The sequence below is a fragment of the Pedobacter ginsengiterrae genome (assembly GCF_039537385.1).
Classification (GTDB): Bacteria; Bacteroidota; Bacteroidia; order Sphingobacteriales; family Sphingobacteriaceae; genus Pedobacter; species Pedobacter ginsengiterrae.
In genome coordinates this window covers 390,407-407,887 of sequence record NZ_BAABAK010000020.1, presented here as the reverse complement: position 1 = coordinate 407,887, position 17,481 = coordinate 390,407, and the positions used below count along the sequence as shown (strand labels likewise).

The 17,481-nt window shown below is 37.6% G+C and carries 18 protein-coding genes; 7 read left to right on the top strand and 11 right to left on the bottom strand.

The genetic code is table 11. The annotated features are described in order from the left end of the window. Window positions 1-1,186: 1,186 nt before the first annotated feature. From ABD692_RS20500 to ABD692_RS20490, 3 genes are read right to left on the bottom strand one after another with little or no spacing between them, the layout of a single operon-like run. Entirely contained in the window at window positions 1,187-1,546 is a 360-nt protein-coding gene (locus ABD692_RS20500) for a CoA-binding protein (protein ID WP_316762504.1), read from the bottom strand. Between the two features lie 5 nt (window positions 1,547-1,551). After that, on the bottom strand, window positions 1,552-2,019 hold the full coding sequence (locus tag ABD692_RS20495; protein ID WP_344769970.1) for a DinB family protein: 468 nt from the start codon (window positions 2,017-2,019) through the stop codon (window positions 1,552-1,554). 34 nt (window positions 2,020-2,053) lie between these two features. Then, a complete protein-coding gene (locus ABD692_RS20490; protein WP_316762510.1) occupies window positions 2,054-3,595 on the bottom strand; it encodes an NAD(P)/FAD-dependent oxidoreductase in 1,542 nt (513 codons plus the stop codon). A gap of 107 nt (window positions 3,596-3,702) precedes the next feature. Here ABD692_RS20490 and ABD692_RS20485 point away from each other — a divergent pair, with 107 nt between their 5' ends. The 5 genes from ABD692_RS20485 (at window position 3,703) to ABD692_RS20465 (ending at window position 6,630) form a co-directional block, all read left to right on the top strand. Further along, window positions 3,703-4,284, top strand: a complete 582-nt coding sequence (locus ABD692_RS20485) for a LemA family protein (protein WP_344769967.1) — start codon at window positions 3,703-3,705, stop codon at window positions 4,282-4,284. An 83-nt stretch (window positions 4,285-4,367) separates the two neighbouring features. Further along, complete coding sequence (locus ABD692_RS20480) at window positions 4,368-4,808, top strand: TPM domain-containing protein (protein ID WP_316762516.1); 441 nt, start codon at window positions 4,368-4,370, stop codon at window positions 4,806-4,808. A 6-nt stretch (window positions 4,809-4,814) separates the two neighbouring features. Then, on the top strand, window positions 4,815-5,606 hold the full coding sequence (locus ABD692_RS20475) for a TPM domain-containing protein (RefSeq protein ID WP_316762519.1): 792 nt from the start codon (window positions 4,815-4,817) through the stop codon (window positions 5,604-5,606). 75 nt (window positions 5,607-5,681) lie between these two features. Continuing rightward, window positions 5,682-6,068: a hypothetical protein gene (locus tag ABD692_RS20470; RefSeq protein WP_316762522.1), complete on the top strand. Its 387-nt coding sequence runs from the start codon at window positions 5,682-5,684 to the stop codon at window positions 6,066-6,068. A gap of 10 nt (window positions 6,069-6,078) precedes the next feature. Beyond that, window positions 6,079-6,630, top strand: coding sequence for an NUDIX hydrolase (locus ABD692_RS20465; RefSeq protein WP_316762525.1), 552 nt, complete (start codon window positions 6,079-6,081; stop codon window positions 6,628-6,630). A gap of 248 nt (window positions 6,631-6,878) precedes the next feature. Here the strand turns inward: ABD692_RS20465 and dnaA are convergent, their stop codons facing one another. The 3 genes from dnaA to ABD692_RS20450 all read right to left on the bottom strand — a co-directional run bounded on the left by dnaA (window position 6,879) and on the right by ABD692_RS20450 (window position 10,982). After that, entirely contained in the window at window positions 6,879-8,309 is a 1,431-nt protein-coding gene (dnaA, locus tag ABD692_RS20460) for a chromosomal replication initiator protein DnaA (protein WP_109930718.1), read from the bottom strand. Between the two features lie 469 nt (window positions 8,310-8,778). After that, window positions 8,779-10,326, bottom strand: coding sequence for an acyl-CoA mutase large subunit family protein (locus ABD692_RS20455; RefSeq protein WP_344769961.1), 1,548 nt, complete (start codon window positions 10,324-10,326; stop codon window positions 8,779-8,781). Between the two features lie 125 nt (window positions 10,327-10,451). Next, window positions 10,452-10,982 (bottom strand): DUF7935 family protein, encoded by a 531-nt coding sequence (locus ABD692_RS20450; protein ID WP_344769959.1) that lies wholly within the window; start codon window positions 10,980-10,982, stop codon window positions 10,452-10,454. A gap of 91 nt (window positions 10,983-11,073) precedes the next feature. On the opposite strand from ABD692_RS20450, the gene ABD692_RS20445 reads away from it, so the two are divergent. Together ABD692_RS20445 and ABD692_RS20440 are read left to right on the top strand one after the other, a co-directional pair. After that, the gene (locus ABD692_RS20445; RefSeq protein ID WP_316762536.1) at window positions 11,074-11,427 is read left to right on the top strand and encodes a HesB/IscA family protein; all 354 of its coding nucleotides are present in this window, start codon (window positions 11,074-11,076) and stop codon (window positions 11,425-11,427) included. A 112-nt stretch (window positions 11,428-11,539) separates the two neighbouring features. Further along, complete coding sequence (locus ABD692_RS20440) at window positions 11,540-12,772, top strand: ABC transporter permease (protein ID WP_344769957.1); 1,233 nt, start codon at window positions 11,540-11,542, stop codon at window positions 12,770-12,772. Window positions 12,773-12,785: 13 nt separating this feature from the next. Here the strand turns inward: ABD692_RS20440 and ABD692_RS20435 are convergent, their stop codons facing one another. From ABD692_RS20435 to ABD692_RS20415, 5 genes are read right to left on the bottom strand one after another with little or no spacing between them, the layout of a single operon-like run. Continuing rightward, window positions 12,786-13,523 (bottom strand): tyrosine-protein phosphatase, encoded by a 738-nt coding sequence (locus ABD692_RS20435; protein WP_344769955.1) that lies wholly within the window; start codon window positions 13,521-13,523, stop codon window positions 12,786-12,788. 16 nt (window positions 13,524-13,539) lie between these two features. After that, window positions 13,540-14,094, bottom strand: a complete 555-nt coding sequence (locus tag ABD692_RS20430; protein ID WP_344769953.1) for a hypothetical protein — start codon at window positions 14,092-14,094, stop codon at window positions 13,540-13,542. After that, window positions 14,095-15,117 carry a UDP-glucose 4-epimerase GalE gene (galE, locus tag ABD692_RS20425; protein ID WP_344769951.1) on the bottom strand — a complete coding sequence of 341 codons (1,023 nt, stop codon included), beginning with the start codon at window positions 15,115-15,117 and terminating at the stop codon, window positions 14,095-14,097. It abuts the gene before it with no gap. Window positions 15,118-15,119: 2 nt separating this feature from the next. Beyond that, window positions 15,120-16,109, bottom strand: coding sequence for a UDP-glucuronic acid decarboxylase family protein (locus tag ABD692_RS20420; RefSeq protein WP_316762548.1), 990 nt, complete (start codon window positions 16,107-16,109; stop codon window positions 15,120-15,122). Between the two features lies 1 nt (window position 16,110). Then, the gene (locus ABD692_RS20415) at window positions 16,111-17,421 is read right to left on the bottom strand and encodes a UDP-glucose dehydrogenase family protein (RefSeq protein ID WP_316762550.1); all 1,311 of its coding nucleotides are present in this window, start codon (window positions 17,419-17,421) and stop codon (window positions 16,111-16,113) included. Window positions 17,422-17,481 lie beyond the last annotated feature (60 nt).

The window sequence follows — 17,481 nt, the reverse complement described above, 5'->3', positions numbered from 1 at the left end:
GTTGGGAGTGCAAAGGTAGGAATCTTTTTTAAACTTCCAAATAAAATAATTTTTATTTTTTCGTTTGCTTTAAAGGTTAATCATCATCACTCATCGCTCGCTAACAACCCTTATTCCCAGTCTTTCATTTTCTCCCCTCTTCCTTCCGAAGCGGGATGCAAAGGTAATAATATTTAGCATTCCTGCAAAGCTTATTTTAAAATAATTTAAGCTCCTTTTCATGCCCTACAATACCTCAAACATCTTTTCCCTTCCTTCCGAAGCGGGATGCAAAAGTAGAAAAAAACAACACGATTTCAAATTGTTTTACCCTTTTATCCAATGGTTTTTTACAAGTACATGGTTTACAGGGAGAAAAAATGAAAACTTTTTTAAACCTGGGTTGTTTGGCAGGCCTGGATGGCGGATTGGGCGGTTGGAAAACCAGGACTCAGGAAAATTTGTGCCCTGTTGTCTTAATTTTAACCATCTAAGAAGTCTTAGGACATCTAAGTTGATGGCGGATTAGTTTGCACATTGCGGGTTTTAGCCATATAGATAGATAGGACATATAGAAGTGTTACTAGTAGTATATATAGTAGATGTGGATGTCAGATGTTGAAATTATTGTTTTTACAGATATTAGAAGGGTTTCGCGAGAATGTTAGAAAATTAAATAACATCGATTAAAGGGGATTTCGAAGTTAATTAGTTGAGGATTCTAAAGTTGATGAGGGGGACAGCTGTATTCGGGCAAAGTTTCTTAGTTGACCAGAGATTTTTTTGGCTAGGGTTAACAGGGTGATAACAGGGTGTAAACTCGGTCAGGACTCGGTTACAACAGGGTCAGTAACCCTGTATAAAGCCTGTGTTTACCCTGGCTAAATCCTGATGACAAATGGGGAATTATCCGCGAAGGTTTTAAATGGCTATAAAAGGTGGTAGCGGGATTGAAGCCAAGAGATTTTTTCGGCTACTTATTAGAACATATGTTATCAGAATACTTTTTTTGATATAATAAGAATTGCAGGATCTACAACCGTGCAACCTGGCCTTTGAAATACTAGCCAGAATGAATTAAACCCGACCCTAATGAAAAACCCGCAGGATGAAGTAACGATGAGATCGGCACACACCCTAACCGAGGATTTGGAGTGGAGGGCGGGACGAACTTTAATATGAGCGATGGAACGTGATTTACTAAAATTTAATACTGACCTGTACTTAAAAGGACTAAAGTACAAGCTCGCATAGGCTCAATATTATGCTGATCTAATAATTTTTCGAGTTCATAATTTTCTGTACCTGGGTTGAAAATAACGCGTTTCGGCTTGGTATCCAGAATGTAATCGTGATACTGTGCTTGTAGTGCTGGTCCGATATAGAGTGTAACTGTATCAATGTCGTCGTGAATTGTTCCTGGCTTCTCGATTTCTACGCCTGCAACTTCGCCGCGTTTGATGCCCACATTAACAATTTCGTGCTTGAAACGGGTTAACATGTGTGCGGCTTTGTACGAATACCTTGAGGGATCTGGCGAAGCGCCTATAATTAATGTCTTTTTCATGGTGTTTAAAATTTGGAAAGTAATGCGATTTGTCCGGAATGATAGGCATGGTGTTGTACCAAACCATTTACCAGTTCGATATTGGTTATACCTGTACCTAAAGCAAGGTTTCTTTCATCTTTAATTGTATTTTCCCACTCATCGCCTCTTATTGATTCGCAAATCCGAATTAGCTCTTCGTTTGCGATTTTAAAATCGAATATAATTTTCTCCCAGGCCCTGGCCGTCTGCTCCCCTGGTTTAGGCCAATCGCCCAATTCTGGTTCCGCAGCAGCATTACCAGTTAGTCTGGAAGATATTTCCTCCGTCCAGGACGTTAAATGCAGCGCAATTTCGGCAATGCTATGGGCATTTGGGATAAAATGTTTGAAAGCATTTTCGGGCTTAACGTTATTAAGGGTTTGCATTACATGATTGCCATGCCACGCATCACCGTTAAAAGCTTTTTTGATTTCGTTCGTAATACTAAACATATTCAAACAACAAACTCAGCGCATATAATGTTTGTTATTTTGCGTTAAGGATTGCATTTGCACAGTTAATTCCATCGATAGCGGCCGAAACAATTCCGCCTGCATACCCTGCTCCTTCCGCACATGGATACAATCCACGCACTTGAGGGTGCTGGTAAGTTTCTTTATCTCTCGGAATGCGTACGGGCGACGAGGTTCTGCTTTCTACACCCACTAATATGGCCTCGTTTGTATAATAACCTTTTATCTTTTTGCCAAATAAGGGCAGCGCTGATTTTAAACTTTGGGATACAAATTCTGGTAAAATATTATCGAGCATTACACTTTTTGTTCCTGGCAAGTAAGAATTCTTTGGCAAATCGATCGAAAGTTTGTTATTTACAAAATCCATCATTCGTTGTGCGGGTGCAACTAAATTACCGCCGCCAGCTTCGAAAGCTAGTTTTTCTATTTGAGACTGAAAGTTCAGCATCCGTAGCGGATCATAACCCTGAACATCATCTAAAGTAACCTGAACCACTGTACCTGAATTGGCAAAGGGATTATTTCTTTTGGAAGGCGACCAGCCATTAACTACAATTTCGTTTTCGCCCGTGGCGCATGGTGCGATAATACCGCCTGGGCACATGCAAAATGAGAACACACCTCTTGCACCTACCTGCTCAACCAAACTGTAATAAGCTGGGGGTAAAAATTCGGAGCGGGTATCGCAATGGTATTGTGCGGTATCGATAATTTCTTGCGGATGTTCTATCCGAACGCCTAAGGCGAAGGGTTTCGCTTCGATTAAAATATTTTTGTGATGGAGTAATTCGTATACATCTCTTGCGGAATGACCTGTTGCCAGTATAATATCATCTGCGTATAATTTATCTTCGAAATTAATTTCGATGCCTTTTACTTTGCCAAACTCGATTAAAATATCGGTCATCTGGCTATCGAACATCACTTCACCGCCAGCATTTAATATGGTATCTTTTATTGAGGTAATGATGTGCGGAAGTTTATTGGTACCAATATGCGGACGGGCATCAATCGCAATATCGGGTTCGGCCCCATGGTTTACAAAAACCTGGAGTACTTTATTAATATCACCACGTTTATTAGATCGTGTATATAATTTCCCATCGGAATAGGTTCCTGCTCCACCTTCACCGTAACAATAGTTGGATTCGGTATTCACAAGTCCTTGCTTATTTATAGCGGCCAAATCGCGGCGACGTTGTTTTACATCTTTACCGCGTTCGATAATAATTGGCTTTAAACCATTTTCGATGCATTGCAAAGCGGCAAATAATCCTGCTGGCCCAGCACCAATAATAATTACAGGTTTGCCGTTACTGACATTTTGATAGTTTATGGTGTGAACTTCGACCAGTGGTTCTTCATCAATAAAAACTTTTATCAGCACACGGTATATTACCTTTCTGGAACGGGCATCAATAGAACGTTTTAAAATTTCGTAGCCTTTAATGCGGTTGTGTGGCAGTTTTAAACCGTCAGCTAACTTTTGATTGATAATTTCAGTTTGCTCAACCTCGTGTGGGAGCAGTGTAATTTCGATATCTTTTTGCATAATCTGTCAGGTTTTTATCCCGAATTGTAACAAAGGTACAGATTTTGCAATCTTATTAGTAAATTGACCTTAATTCAATTTGATTACATAAAACAAAAACCATAAAAATGAAAAGATTAGTATTTGGAATTTTAGCTGCTGTAATTGCAGTTAGCACTTTAAGTTCATGCGGGTACAATAGCATGGTTAAACTTGATGAGAATGTAAAATCTAAATGGGGAACCGTGCAAACCCAATATCAAAGAAGGGCAGATTTAATTCCAAACTTAGTGAGCACAGTAAAAGGTGCGGCTAAATTTGAGCAGGGTACTTTAACTGCAGTTGTGGAGGCTCGTGCTAAAGCAACTCAAATGACGGTTAAAGCGGATGATTTAACACCAGAGAACATTCAAAAATATCAGGCTGCACAAGGTCAGTTAAGTCAGGCTTTGGGTAAATTGTTATCCATTACCGAAGCTTATCCAGAATTGAGAGCAACTCAACAATTCAGCGATTTATCGGCACAATTGGAAAGTACTGAAAACCGCATTACGGTTGCCCGTAAGGATTTTAACGATGCGGTACAGGAATATAATGGCAAAATCAGATCGTTTCCGAATAACTTAACGGCTGGCATGTTCGGCTTTAAGGCTAAAGGTTATTTCGAAGCCGATGCTACAGCCAAAGATGTGCCTAAAGTAGAATTTTAATATTCTGACTATAACATTTGAGGGTAATAGATGTTTATTCAGTTGAACATTTGTTACCCTTTTTACATCATTTAGATAAAGACATGTCGTTATTTTCGGATATTGAACAAGAAAAAATTGCCAAGGCAATTGCAGATGCAGAGCAAGCAACTTCAGGAGAAATCAGAATTGCTATAGATAAACGTTGCGAATCAGACCCATACGAAAAAGCTATTGAATACTTTTCCAAGTTAGATATGGATAAGACGGCTCAACGAAATGGGGTGTTAATTTATTTGGCTCACGCCGACCATAAATTTGCCATTATCGGAGATAGCGGGATTAATAAAGTTGTTCCTGCTGATTTTTGGGAAACAACTAAAGTGGCCATGACAGCGCATTTTGCCAAAGGTAATCTGGCAGATGGTATTATTGCAGGTGTTTCTTTAGCTGGCGAAAAGTTAGCTTTATTTTTTCCTTATCAACCAGGAGATATAAATGAATTGCCAAATGACATTGTATATATGGATCATAAAGAAAATTAATAACCGATGAAAAAATTATTCCTTTTATCGCTCTTCAGCTTATTATTTTCTTTTGCCTTTGCGCAAGATTTCCCTGAAAAGCCCTCAACTCTAGTTAATGATTACTCGGGGGTTTTATCTGCAAGTCAGAAACAGGCGCTAGAACAAAAACTTGTTGCTTTTGATGATTCTTCTTCTACTCAAATTGCCATAGCGATCTTAAAATCGGTTGGCGATTATGATATTAATGAATATGCGGTAGGCCTGGGCAGAAAATGGGGTGTTGGTCAAAGTGGCAAAAACAACGGTATTATGATTGTTGTTGCTGTTGGCGATCGAAAAATATCCATTCAAACTGGTTATGGCGTAGAGGGTGCTTTACCTGATATTTATGCCAAAAGGATTATTGAAAATGATATTAAACCCTTTTTTAAGGCTGGCGATTACTATTCTGGCCTGGATGCGGGTACCACTTCCATAATAAAATATACCAAGGGTGAGTACAAAAACGACAATCCACGGGTTTCTTCTAAAAAGGGAGGTTCGGGAAGTGTAGTTGTAATCATTATCATCATCATTGTTATAATAATTATTATGCGCAAAGGCGGTGGCGGTGGAAATGGCGAAATTATAGGAAGTCGTGGTGCATCGAACGCTTTATTCTGGGCTATGCTATTTGGAAGCGGAGGCGGTGGCCGAGGTGGAAGTGGTTTTGGTGGTGGAAGTAGCTGGGGTGGCGGCGGATCATCGGGCGGTGGCGGATTTGGCGGCTTCGGTGGAGGAAGTTTTGGCGGCGGCGGTTCTAGTGGAAGCTGGTAGTCTTGTTTGGTGATTGGTTGTTTGGTTATTTGAGAATATTAGCCCGATGTTATAGTTTAAATTAACTTTGTTAAAGTGTATAGAAAAGATCTGATTACGGCAGAAATCCAGAAACTGGCTGAAGTTTTAGCCAAAATAATGGGTTTAAAACTGGAAGGTAAATTTGCAGAGGCTGAAGTTATTTTTAATGATACCATGCAGAATAGTTTTGCTATTCCAAAAGAAATTCTGGATGGGGATAACCTTTCATCATTTGAAAAGTGGCTAAACGAAAGTGATATTCCTGCCGATAAACTTGACTCCTTAAGTGAATTTTTATACTACGAACTAGGTGTTAGTGATGCAAGAAATAAAGCCATAGCCCCAAAACTCAATTTAATTTATAATCTGCTGGCCGACAAACACAAAATTGTTCACCTGGTCAACCTGCATCGGCAGAAAACCATACAACAATATATTTAATTAACGATTTATGATCAACATAGAAAAGTGGCAAAGAGTTGCTTCTAAATATTTAGTGAGAGAGAAATGGGCAACCCTTCGTGTGGATGAAGTAAAATTACCTGATGGAATTATTAAAGATGATTATTATGTTTTGGAATATCCGAATTGGGTTAACGCAATTGCCTTAACAGCGGAGGGAAAAATAATTATGGTCCGTCAATATCGTCATGCAGCAGATCTAATTTCGTTAGAAGTTCCGGGCGGGGTAATTGATGGTGATGAAGCACCTGAGTTTGCGATTAAACGGGAATTACTTGAAGAAACTGGCTATAGTTTTAAAACCTGTAAACTGCTTGCCGAGCTTTATCCAAATCCTGCAACAGCTAATAATATTACTTATACTTATTTTTTAACAGGCGGAGTAAAAACTCATGAGCAACATCTGGATGAACATGAAATTCTAAATGTAGAGGAATACACCGTTGAAGAGGTTAAACAATTTTTAAAGGATAATAAAATTGCCCAGGCTCTTCACGTTGCTGCATTACTTTATGGTTTGGCGGAAATCGATAAAGGTTAAATTTACTGTAAAAGATTTTACCAGCTAAGAAAGCTTAGGGCATCTAAGTATTTGTAGTACAAACTTTGCAATAAAAGATTTTTACCATCTAAGAAAGCTTAGGGCATCTAAGTATTTAGAGAGTACAGATTTGCAATAAAGATTTTATCTGCTAAGTATTTCAGAGGGTTAATTAAATAAAAGAGGCCTGATTTTTATTAAATCAGGCCTCTTTTGTTTGTGATGAGTTTAATGGCTTTCGCCTTAAATTAACTCATTTTTAGTTTTTTCTGGATATCGTGAACGTAAGCTTTAAACTTTTTATCGGTATCAATTAAGTCTTCTACCGTTTGGCAAGCATAAATTACCGTACTGTGATCGCGGCCACCAAAGAAAGCACCAATTGTTTTTAGTGATGATTTGGTATGGCTTTTTGACAGGTACATCGAAATTTGGCGAGCCTGAACAATTTCTCTTTTACGGGTTTGCGATTTAACCATATCAACTGGTACTTCGAAATATTCGCAAACCAACTTCTGAATGTATTCCATCGAAATCTCTTTTGAAGTATTCTTGATGAAGTTCTTCAGCATTTGTTTTGCCAGATTCAAATCGATTTCCTTTTTATTCAAAGTAGCCTGAGCCAATAAAGAAACCATTGCACCCTCTAATTCACGTACGTTGTTATCAATATTATGCGCAACGTATTCAACAACTTCACCTGGCAATTCAATACCATCGGCATACATTTTCTTTCTTAAAATGGCAATACGGGTTTCCAAATCAGGGATTTGCAAATCTGCAGATAAGCCCCATTTAAAACGACTTAATAAACGTTCTTCCAAACCAGCTAAATCTTTCGGTGCTTTATCAGAGGTTAAAATAACCTGTTTGCCCGATTGGTGTAAGTGGTTAAAAATATGGAAGAAAATATCCTGAGTTTTTTCTTTACCAGCAAAGTTGTGTACATCATCCATGATGATTACATCCATTGCCTGATAGAAATTAACGAAATCGTTAATTGTGTTGTTCTTTAACGAGTCTACAAATTGCTGGCAAAACTTCTCACAGCTAACATAAATAACAAGCTTATCAGGCATGCTGCGCTTAATCTCATTACCAATTGCTTGTGCAAGGTGTGTTTTACCTAAACCTACTCCGCCATAAATCATCAAAGGGTTGAAAGATGTACCACCTGGTTTAGCAGCAACAGCGTAACCTGCCGAGCGAGCCAAACGATTGCAATCTCCTTCGATGTAATTTTCGAAAGTATAATTAGAGTTTAATTGTGGATCTACGTTTAATTTTTTTAGTCCAGGAATGATAAACGGATTTTTAATATCCTTATTTATCGATACCGGAATTGGCATGGATTGCACCTTAGCTTCTGCCCCGTTTCCGTTCGAAGGCATGTTTGTGGTGTAAGGATTACCGCTATTCGACGATTTGTCTACAACGATATTGTATTCCAACCTGCCATCCTCTCCAAGTTGTTTTTTTACTGTTTTACGTAGTAAGCCTACATAGTGCTCTTCAAGCCATTCGTAAAAGAACAAACTCGGTACCTGAATGGTTAAAACCTTACCTTCCAATTTAAGGGCTGTTATTGGCTCGAACCAGGTTTTAAAACTTTGGTTCGGGATGTTATCCTTAATAATTTGAAGACAGTTCTTCCACACTTCTGTACAAGTTTTTTCCATTGCGATTTCTATAATTTATTGGTTTTCAGTGCCGATTCGAATTTACGGGATGGTCCGTTTCGGGACTACGAATATTGAGAAAATTATCAACATTTGAAACAAAAATCTCAAATATTTCGTAACATATTCATAAGCAGGAAACTACCCTCCTTAACCTGAATTTTTAATGTGGATAACTATTTATTAACATTGGTTTTCCACATTAAAACTGATTTCTTAATCCTTTTACCCCTTAATTGCAAATCAGACACAGAAAAGCAAATTCCAAGCCACTATCTTTGTTAATCGGGCTGTTTGCTTTAGTTTTTATTTGCTGTAACCTAAAACCCACTGAAACCAAAGGGGTTGCAGCAACACAAATAAAAAGCTATCGCGGCCATCCCGTTTATTACACAAAACACCGTGGTGCTATTTCCCCTTTTCTGGTCAAAAGGCTTAACAAGAATGATTAATTTAGCGTATTACAAATTTAGTATTCACCAAAGCTATTTCTCAATGCATCGGCAATTTCCCCAAGGGTTGCGTACTTTTCAACAGCATCAATGATAAGTGGCATTAAATTCAAATTACCCATGGCCGAAACCTGTATTAAATCTAACGCTTCCTTTACCGCAATGTTGTTTCTTTCGGCTTTTAGTTTTTCAAGCTTATCGGTTTGTAATTTGCGAATAGAATCATCGATATTAAAAACCTCGGTAAGGCCTTCTTCCTTTTGAGTAAACTTATTTACGCCAACAGAAATGCGGGTTCCATCTTCTATTTCATTTTGATAGGCATAAGCCGAAGCCGCAATTTCCTGCTGCATGTAATCGCTTTCAATTGCATTTACAGAACCACCCATAGCATCAATCTTATCAATATAAGCCCAGGCAGCTACTTCAACTTCATCGGTTAGGTTTTCTACAAAAAAAGAACCCGCAAGCGGATCTACAGTATCCGTAACTCCGCTCTCGAAACCAATAATTTGTTGGGTACGAAGGGCAATTTTTGCGGCAGCTTCGGTTGGGAGCGATAATGCCTCATCGTAACCATTGGTGTGCAACGATTGGGTACCACCTAAAACAGCCGCCATAGCCTGATTGGTTACGCGTATTACATTATTTAAAGGCTGTTGCGCAGTTAATGTAGAACCGCCAGTTTGCGTGTGAAAACGAAGCATTTGCGCTTTTTCATCTGTTGCACCAAGTTCCCTGGTTATTTTTGCCCACATCCGCCTTGCGGCTCTAAATTTTGCTATTTCTTCGAAAAAGTTGTTGTGGCAATTAAAGAAGAAGGATAATCGCTTAGCGAAAACATTTATATCTAAACCTTTATCGATAGCGGCCCTTAAATAAGTTTTACCATTAGCTAAAGTAAAAGCCAGTTCTTGCACTGCGGTTGAACCTGCCTCCCGAATATGATAACCCGAAATGGATATCGTATTCCATTTAGGCACCTCTTTACTACAGAATTCGAAAATATCAGTAATTAGCCGCATCGACTGCTTAGGTGGATAAATATATGTCCCTCTGGCCGCGTACTCCTTAAGTATGTCGTTTTGTATGGTTCCCGAAATTTGCTTTAAATCTGCTCCTTGTTTTTTAGCCAAAGCAATATACATGGCTAGTAAAATCGATGCCGTAGCGTTGATGGTCATCGAAGTGGTAATATTTTTAAGCTCAATGCCATCAAACAGAATCTCGATATCCTTTAGCGAATCGATGGCGACACCAACCTTTCCTACTTCACCGTCGGCCATTTCATGATCGGAATCGTAACCAATTTGAGTGGGCAAATCAAAAGCAACCGATAAGCCCGTTGTACCCTGACCTAATAAATAATGATAACGTTTATTCGATTCTTCGGCGGTTGAAAAACCTGCGTACTGCCTCATTGTCCATAAACGTCCGCGATACATATCCTTCTGAATCCCCCTGGTAAAGGGATATTCGCCAGGTTTTTCATCCATCGGCTTCGAAGAAATGTAGAGTTCTTTTATTTCGATGCCCGATGTGGTCGTATATTTCTTATCGCTCATATTTGGTTATGCTTGGTTAACTGATAAAGTGTCTGGTTGGTTAACTGTTCAAGAATTTATTAGTTAACTCAGTTTGCGTGGTTATGATTAAACAGTTAAAACAATTAACCAATTTTAACACTTGATTAAAACAGTTTTTCAATATCTTTTTTAATTAACTCAATAGTTAAATCATATGGATTTTCATCAATACTTGCCATATGTTGCAAAATTGCTTTACTAAGTTCAATACCATTCGCATCGGCAGGTAAACCTTGTACCGCATTATTTATCATTGCAATTGTATCATCTTTTAATTTGCGAACCACATTCCAGGTAACGCTACCAACATAAAGCTGTTGTGTAATGTTATGCTGATATTCTGAACGCACCTCATTTAAAATACCTGCTTGTAAAGTAGAAATACCAATGCCTTGCTGGTGAAGACGAACCAATAGATTTGCAGGATTAATTCTATCAACGAAAATAATTAAACGCTCATGCGCCTGTAACCGAAGAGGTAAAATATGGGCTCTGCTTTCTTTATCCAATTCAATTGTTTTCAGGTTAAAAAATCGCTGAATATCATTCTTCAGCACATAATAAATAGCTAAAAGCGAAAGAAAAATCCCTGTAAATAAGGTTACAATATCTGTAATTATTTGTTGTGTGTTCATGGTATTGTTTAACTACGGTAATATTAACATCCGGATAAAAGCAAAAATGTGCATTATTATTTATATTTGTAACAGATAAAATTTAAATAACATGAGCACAACAGTTGATACCGCATTTGCACCAGTTACTTTTTCAGAAGGCGCAGCAAAAGAGTTATATAAATTAAAAGATCAGCAAGAAATTGGTGAGGATTACGGCTTACGTGTTGGCGTTGAAGGTGGCGGTTGCGCAGGCATGAATTATATTTTAGGTTTCGATCAAAGAAAAGATGGTGACCAGGAATTCTTAATTGATGGCATTCGTGTTTTTATGAATAAAGCACATCAAATGTATTTAATGGGTATGATGATTGACTGGCAAGACGGTTTAAACTCTCGTGGTTTTACTTTTGTTAATCCAAATGCAACAAGTACCTGCGGTTGCGGTACAAGTTTTTCGGCATAAAGAAAATATTATTGTAACATATTGCACAGTCCCCTTGTCTAAACATCGGGACTTTTTTATTTTTAGGGCAATAGTCTTTGAAATATCCATCGCAATTACGCTATATAACTAAATGAATTACAGAGAAAATATCAGGCTGGCATTACAATCTATCAAAAGCAATCGCTTACGTACCATGCTTACAGCGCTAATTATTGCGATTGGCTTAAGTGCTTTGGTTGGTATTTTAACTACGTTAGACGCTGTAAAAACCAGCATGACTGATGCTTTCAGCAGCATGGGCGCTAATTCATTTACAATCCGTAATCGTGGTACCGGGATAAGAATTGGTGGACAAGGTAAAAGGCCAAAACCTTTTAAAGCAATAAGGTATGAAGATGCAATTCGTTTTAAAGATAGTTTAAACACGCCAGCAACTGTTGCTGTAAGTTTCTTTGCCAGTGGTGGTTCTACTGTAAAAAATGGCAGCTTAAAAACCAATCCAAATATTAATGTTCAGGGGATAGATGAAAATGGACTGGCTTCTCAGGGTTTAAACCTATCGCTCGGAAGAAATTTCAGCGTTTCGGAGATCCAGATGGGCAATAACGTTTGTATAGTGGGGAGTGAAGTTGTAGATAAGCTTTTTAAAAGTGAAGATCCAATGGACAAAATGATTAGCGTAGGTAATAATCGTTTTAAAATTATTGGCGTTTTAGCTACAAAAGGTTCGAGTATGGGTTTTAGTGGTGATCGAGCGGTTTATGTTCCACTTTTAAAAGCCAAACAAATTAATTCAAATGCAAATCCTTCTTACACCATTACCGTTATGGTGCCTACAAATGAAATGCAGGAAAACATAATTGGAGAATCTACCGCACTTTTTAGAAACATCCGTAAGGTTAAAATTGCTGAAACGAATAATTTTGAAATTACCAAAAGTGATGCCGTAGCACAAACCTTGTTTGAAAATTTAGCTTTTGTGGTTTATGGTGGTGTTGCAATTGGTGTTATTACATTAATTGGTGCATCTATCGGGTTAATGAATATCATGCTGGTATCGGTGACTGAACGTACCCGCGAAATTGGAATCCGTAAGGCAATTGGGGCTAATCCGAAGGTTATTCGTCGCCAGTTTTTAATTGAGGCCGTAGTAATCTGTTTAATGGGTGGTAGCTTTGGAATATTTTTAGGTATTCTAATTGGCAATTTAATATCGCTTGCAATGGGCGGCTCGTTTATAATTCCCTGGTTATTTATAATTGGCGGTTTTGCAATATGTGTTGGTGTGGGAATTTTATCGGGTTATTACCCTGCTAAAAAAGCTTCTAAGCTAGATCCTGTTGAAGCGTTGAGATACGAATAAAAAAATTGAAGATTTAAAGCAAAACATTATTCAGCAGGTGCACTGTTAAAAGGCTTTGCATCGCAGCTGTATTTAAGCTTTCTTCTAAGGCTTTAGCGTGTTTTAAATGATGCATATCGCTGCCGATAAAATCGACCAGGTGATGTTCGACCATTTCTTCGGCTACTTTTTTAGCACCCGAACCGTAATAGCCAGTTAAAGCAATAGAGTTTAATTGTAAGAGGCAGCCTGTTTCTTTTATTTGATGATAGTTTTCTACGGAGGAGTAATAATAAGGATATCTCTCAGGATGAGCTAGAACAGGCTTATAACCTGCATCTTGCATTTTCTTAATAAATTCTACTAGATTTTGAGGCTGGTTGATGTACGACAATTCAAAAAGGAGAAAATTATCGCCAAAAGTTAAAACGTCTTTTTGATTAATCTTTTTCTCCAAAGTTTCATCCAAATAGTATTCTGCCGCTGCCTCAACTTCTAAATCTATTTGAATTTCATGCAGTCCTTTTCTTAAAATATCCAGGCCCCGATTAATGGTATCTGGTGTATTCCGAAAATAATCGGCCATAATATGTGGCGTTGCAATTAATTTTTTAAAACCCAATGCTTTAAACCTTTTTGCAAGTAATAAAGAATCGTTTAATGTTTGAGCACCATCGTCTATACCAGGAATAATGTGCGAATGCATATCAATACCGATATTCGAAAAATTAAATTCGGGAACGATTTGTTTCTTTTTAAAGAATCCGAACATTAGAATAGTTTATAAATTAAATTTCCTTAGGCAAATTCGCTTCTTCTGCAGCGCTTGCTAATTTAGAAGAATAAATTTTGGAGAGCAACTGATTTATCGTTTCTGATAAGTCGAATTGCAGATCTTCGTGTAATTTATGAAACTTATTTAAAGTTACAGACACGGTTTTGACGTAATATGTGGCAAACAAAAAACCAAAGTCTTTGTAGCCAAATAACGATCTTTTATAATCTAATGGAATAACGCTTAAGATAAAGAGCTTAAGTTCAACCTCCCCGAATGGGTCTTTAGTAACTTTATAAAAGTGGTTAACGCTTGTTATCATTTTTCGAACTTTAACAAGCGCTTCCTTAACATTCAGCTTTTTTAGCTCTGCGATCTGAGCTTCAATATCTGCTTTTATATTTTCTTTGCGAAGTTCTAAATCACTTTCATCTTCAAGCAACTTGTAATGAAGATGTTCTGTAAGCACTTTATCCTTTGCAATTAAGCGCAGCAATAACTTATCTTTTTCTTTAACGGGTAAATCTGTTATAGCAATCTTTAAGTCTTTGTGCTCTGCAAGCTTCATTTAAAAAGGATTAGCCTTTATGTATTTTTCCCATTCCCATGCAGAACGCATCATTTCATTCAAATCCAGTTCCGTTTGCCAGCCTAATAATTCTTTAGCCTTGCTAACATCGCCATAAATTTTTTCGATATCACCGCCTCTTCTTGGGCCAATCTGGTAATTTAATTTCTCACCTGTTGAACTTTCAAAAGCATTAATAATTTCCAATACAGAAGAACCTTTACCTGTTCCGATGTTAAAAACCTCGTAATTAGATGCTGATTTCTTTTCTTCTAATCTTTTTATTGCCGCTACGTGTGCTTTCGCTAAATCTACAACATGAATATAATCGCGTATTGCACTTCCATCTGGAGTACTATAGTCATTTCCATGTACCATAATCGGACCACGTTTGCCAATTGCAGATTGTGTAATAAAAGGTACTAAATTCGCTGGAACGCCGTTTGGTAATTCACCGATCAAAGCACTTTTATGTGCGCCAACCGGATTAAAGTAACGAAGCGCTACAATATTTAGAGCTGGTGTAACCGCAGCAGTTTCTACTAAAATTTCTTCTGCAATTTGTTTTGTATTTCCGTAAGGCGATTCTGCGGGTTTTACTTTTTCAGCTTCTGTTACGGGTAAACTATCTGGTTGCCCATAAACGGTACAAGATGAAGAGAACACAAAATCAATATTCTTATTAAAAACCTCTAATAAATTGATTAAGCTAAAAAAGTTATTTCTATAGTATTTTAAAGGTTTTTCTACCGATTCGCCAACGGCTTTAAAAGCAGCAAAGTGAATGATACCTGTAATATCAGTGTGCTTTGCTGCAAAATCGTTTACCTTTTGGATATCGCATAAATCAAATTGATGAAATTCGGGTTTGATTCCAATTATCGATTCAATCTGATCTAAAATTTTAATACTTGAGTTCGATAAATCATCAACAATTACAACTTCGTATCCAGCATTGTGTAATTCTACAACTGTATGGGAGCCAATATATCCTGTGCCTCCAGTAACTAAAATTTTAGACATTTTTAACGATTATATTTTTGGAAATCTTTGTGTTCTATTTTCGCCAAAGCCTCTTCAGGCAATGATTTAAAGTATTCGTATGTAATTTTTAATCCTTCAGCTCTACCTACCTTTGGTTCCCAGCCTAATAAAGCCCTTGCTTTAGTAATGTCTGGTCTGCGCTGTTTAGGATCATCCTGAGGAAGTTCTTTGTAAACTATTTTTTGTGAAGTACCCGTTAATTTGATAATTTCTTCGCAGAATTGTTTAATGGTAATTTCATCTGGATTACCAATATTTACTGGCTGCGCATAATCACTCATTAACAAACGGTAAATACCTTCAATCAAATCATCAACGTAACAGAATGAACGGGTTTGACTTCCATCACCGAAAACTGTTAAGTCTTCGCCACGTAATGCCTGGCCAATAAAAGCAGGTAACACACGACCATCATTTAAGCGCATTCTTGGTCCGTAAGTATTGAAAATACGAATAATTCGTGTTTCTACACCGTGAAAAGTATGGTATGCCATAGTAATGGCTTCCTGGAAACGCTTTGCTTCATCGTAAACACCGCGAGGACCAACTGGGTTTACATTACCCCAATATTCTTCTGGTTGTGGATTTACGCTTGGATCGCCATAAACTTCTGAAGTAGATGCGATAAGCATTCTTGCTCCTTTTGCTCGGGCTAATCCTAATAAGTTATGTGTACCCAATGAACCAACTTTTAAGGTTTGGATTGGAATTTTTAAGTAATCTATCGGGCTTGCAGGCGATGCAAAGTGTAATATGTAATCTAATGTTCCTGGGATATGAACAAACTTAGAAACGTCGTGATTATAGAATTCGAAGTTTTCTAAATGAAACAAGTGTTCAATATTGCTTAAATCGCCAGTTATTAAGTTATCCATTCCGATAACGTGATAACCTTCTTTTATAAAACGATCGCAAAGGTGTGAACCCAAAAATCCAGCTGCACCAGTAATTAAAATTCTTTTATTGCTCATGTTAATCTACCAGTTTACGGCCTATGCTGTTATAATAATATCCTAAATCAATCATTTTTTCAAGACTGTATAGGTTACGTCCGTCAAAAATCACTTTGTTTTTTAATGTTGCATCCATTTTATCAAAATCAGGATTACGGAAAACAGACCACTCTGTTGCAATTAAAAGTGCATCAGCGTTTTCCAGGGCATCGTACTGGTTATCGGCATATTCAACTTTATCGCCAATTACACCTTTAACATTTGCCATTCCTTCAGGATCGAAAACAGTTACAGTTGCACCGTTTTTAACTAATGCATCAATTATATATAAAGCTGGTGCTTCACGAACATCATCTGTTTCAGGTTTAAAGGCTAAACCCCAAAGTGCAAAATGCTTACCCTGAATATCATTTTTATAGTATTTCAAAACTTTATCAACCAAAATTGTTTTCTGGCGTTCGTTTACTTCCATAACTGATTTCAGGATCTGGAAATCGTAGGTATTCTCATCTGCCGCCATAACCAATGCCTGAACATCTTTAGGGAAACAAGAACCGCCGTATCCAATCCCTGGAAACAAGAAACGTTTACCAATTCTTTCGTCAGAACCTATTCCCTTTCTTACTGCATCTACATCGGCCCCTACCAATTCGCAAAGATTTGCAACCTCGTTCATGAAAGTGATTTTTGTAGCTAAAAACGAGTTAGCCGCATATTTTGTTAATTCTGATGAACGCTCATCCATAAACAAAATCGGATTTCCCTGGCGAACATATGGTCCGTAAAGGTCGGTCATTAATTTTGTAGCTCTTTCGCTTTTTGTTCCTAAAACAACGCGATCAGGCTTCATAAAATCTTCTACAGCAACACCTTCGCGTAAAAACTCAGGATTAGAAACTACATCCACTTCGATGTCGGTGTTTTCAGCAAAAACTGCTCTTACTTTATCCGCAGTTCCTACAGGAACTGTAGATTTATTAACGATTACTTTATATTCCTTAATAATTTTAGAAATATCTTTCGCTGCGCCTAAAATGTAAGAGAGATCTGCAGCACCATCACCGCCTGGAGGCGTAGGCAATGCCATAAAAATAATTTGAGCTTCTTCAATTGCTTCCGCCAAATTTGTGGTGAAATGTAATCTACCTTGCTCAATGTTTCTGTGAAAAAGCAAATCTAAACCAGGTTCGTAAATCGGAACCTCGCCGTTTTGCATTTTTTTCACCTTTGCTTCATTTATATCTACACAAATTACGTTATTACCTGTTTCAGCTAAACAGGTTCCAGTAACTAAACCTACGTATCCAGTACCAACTACGGCTATTTTCATATATTTAATAGGGGATTATATATATTTTCGTTTTATCTTGCCACGAAGATAATAAAATCC

Bases quoted from the DNA above. Each gene is read 5' to 3' on its own strand.
- dnaA (WP_109930718.1), bottom strand. From the start codon at position 8,309: ATGGAAAAAACTTGTACAGAAGTGTGGAAGAACTGTCTTCAAATTATT.
- ABD692_RS20490 (WP_316762510.1), bottom strand. From the start codon at position 3,595: ATGCAAAAAGATATCGAAATTACACTGCTCCCACACGAGGTTGAGCAA.
- ABD692_RS20435 (WP_344769955.1), bottom strand. From the start codon at position 13,523: ATGTTCGGATTCTTTAAAAAGAAACAAATCGTTCCCGAATTTAATTTT.
- ABD692_RS20480 (WP_316762516.1), top strand. From the start codon at position 4,368: ATGTCGTTATTTTCGGATATTGAACAAGAAAAAATTGCCAAGGCAATT.
- ABD692_RS20500 (WP_316762504.1), bottom strand. From the start codon at position 1,546: ATGAAAAAGACATTAATTATAGGCGCTTCGCCAGATCCCTCAAGGTAT.
- ABD692_RS20445 (WP_316762536.1), top strand. From the start codon at position 11,074: ATGAGCACAACAGTTGATACCGCATTTGCACCAGTTACTTTTTCAGAA.
- ABD692_RS20495 (WP_344769970.1), bottom strand. From the start codon at position 2,019: ATGTTTAGTATTACGAACGAAATCAAAAAAGCTTTTAACGGTGATGCG.
- ABD692_RS20440 (WP_344769957.1), top strand. From the start codon at position 11,540: ATGAATTACAGAGAAAATATCAGGCTGGCATTACAATCTATCAAAAGC.
- ABD692_RS20475 (WP_316762519.1), top strand. From the start codon at position 4,815: ATGAAAAAATTATTCCTTTTATCGCTCTTCAGCTTATTATTTTCTTTT.
- ABD692_RS20465 (WP_316762525.1), top strand. From the start codon at position 6,079: ATGATCAACATAGAAAAGTGGCAAAGAGTTGCTTCTAAATATTTAGTG.
- ABD692_RS20415 (WP_316762550.1), bottom strand. From the start codon at position 17,421: ATGAAAATAGCCGTAGTTGGTACTGGATACGTAGGTTTAGTTACTGGA.
- ABD692_RS20455 (WP_344769961.1), bottom strand. From the start codon at position 10,326: ATGAGCGATAAGAAATATACGACCACATCGGGCATCGAAATAAAAGAA.
- ABD692_RS20485 (WP_344769967.1), top strand. From the start codon at position 3,703: ATGAAAAGATTAGTATTTGGAATTTTAGCTGCTGTAATTGCAGTTAGC.
- ABD692_RS20450 (WP_344769959.1), bottom strand. From the start codon at position 10,982: ATGAACACACAACAAATAATTACAGATATTGTAACCTTATTTACAGGG.
- ABD692_RS20420 (WP_316762548.1), bottom strand. From the start codon at position 16,109: ATGAGCAATAAAAGAATTTTAATTACTGGTGCAGCTGGATTTTTGGGT.
- galE (WP_344769951.1), bottom strand. From the start codon at position 15,117: ATGTCTAAAATTTTAGTTACTGGAGGCACAGGATATATTGGCTCCCAT.
- ABD692_RS20430 (WP_344769953.1), bottom strand. From the start codon at position 14,094: ATGAAGCTTGCAGAGCACAAAGACTTAAAGATTGCTATAACAGATTTA.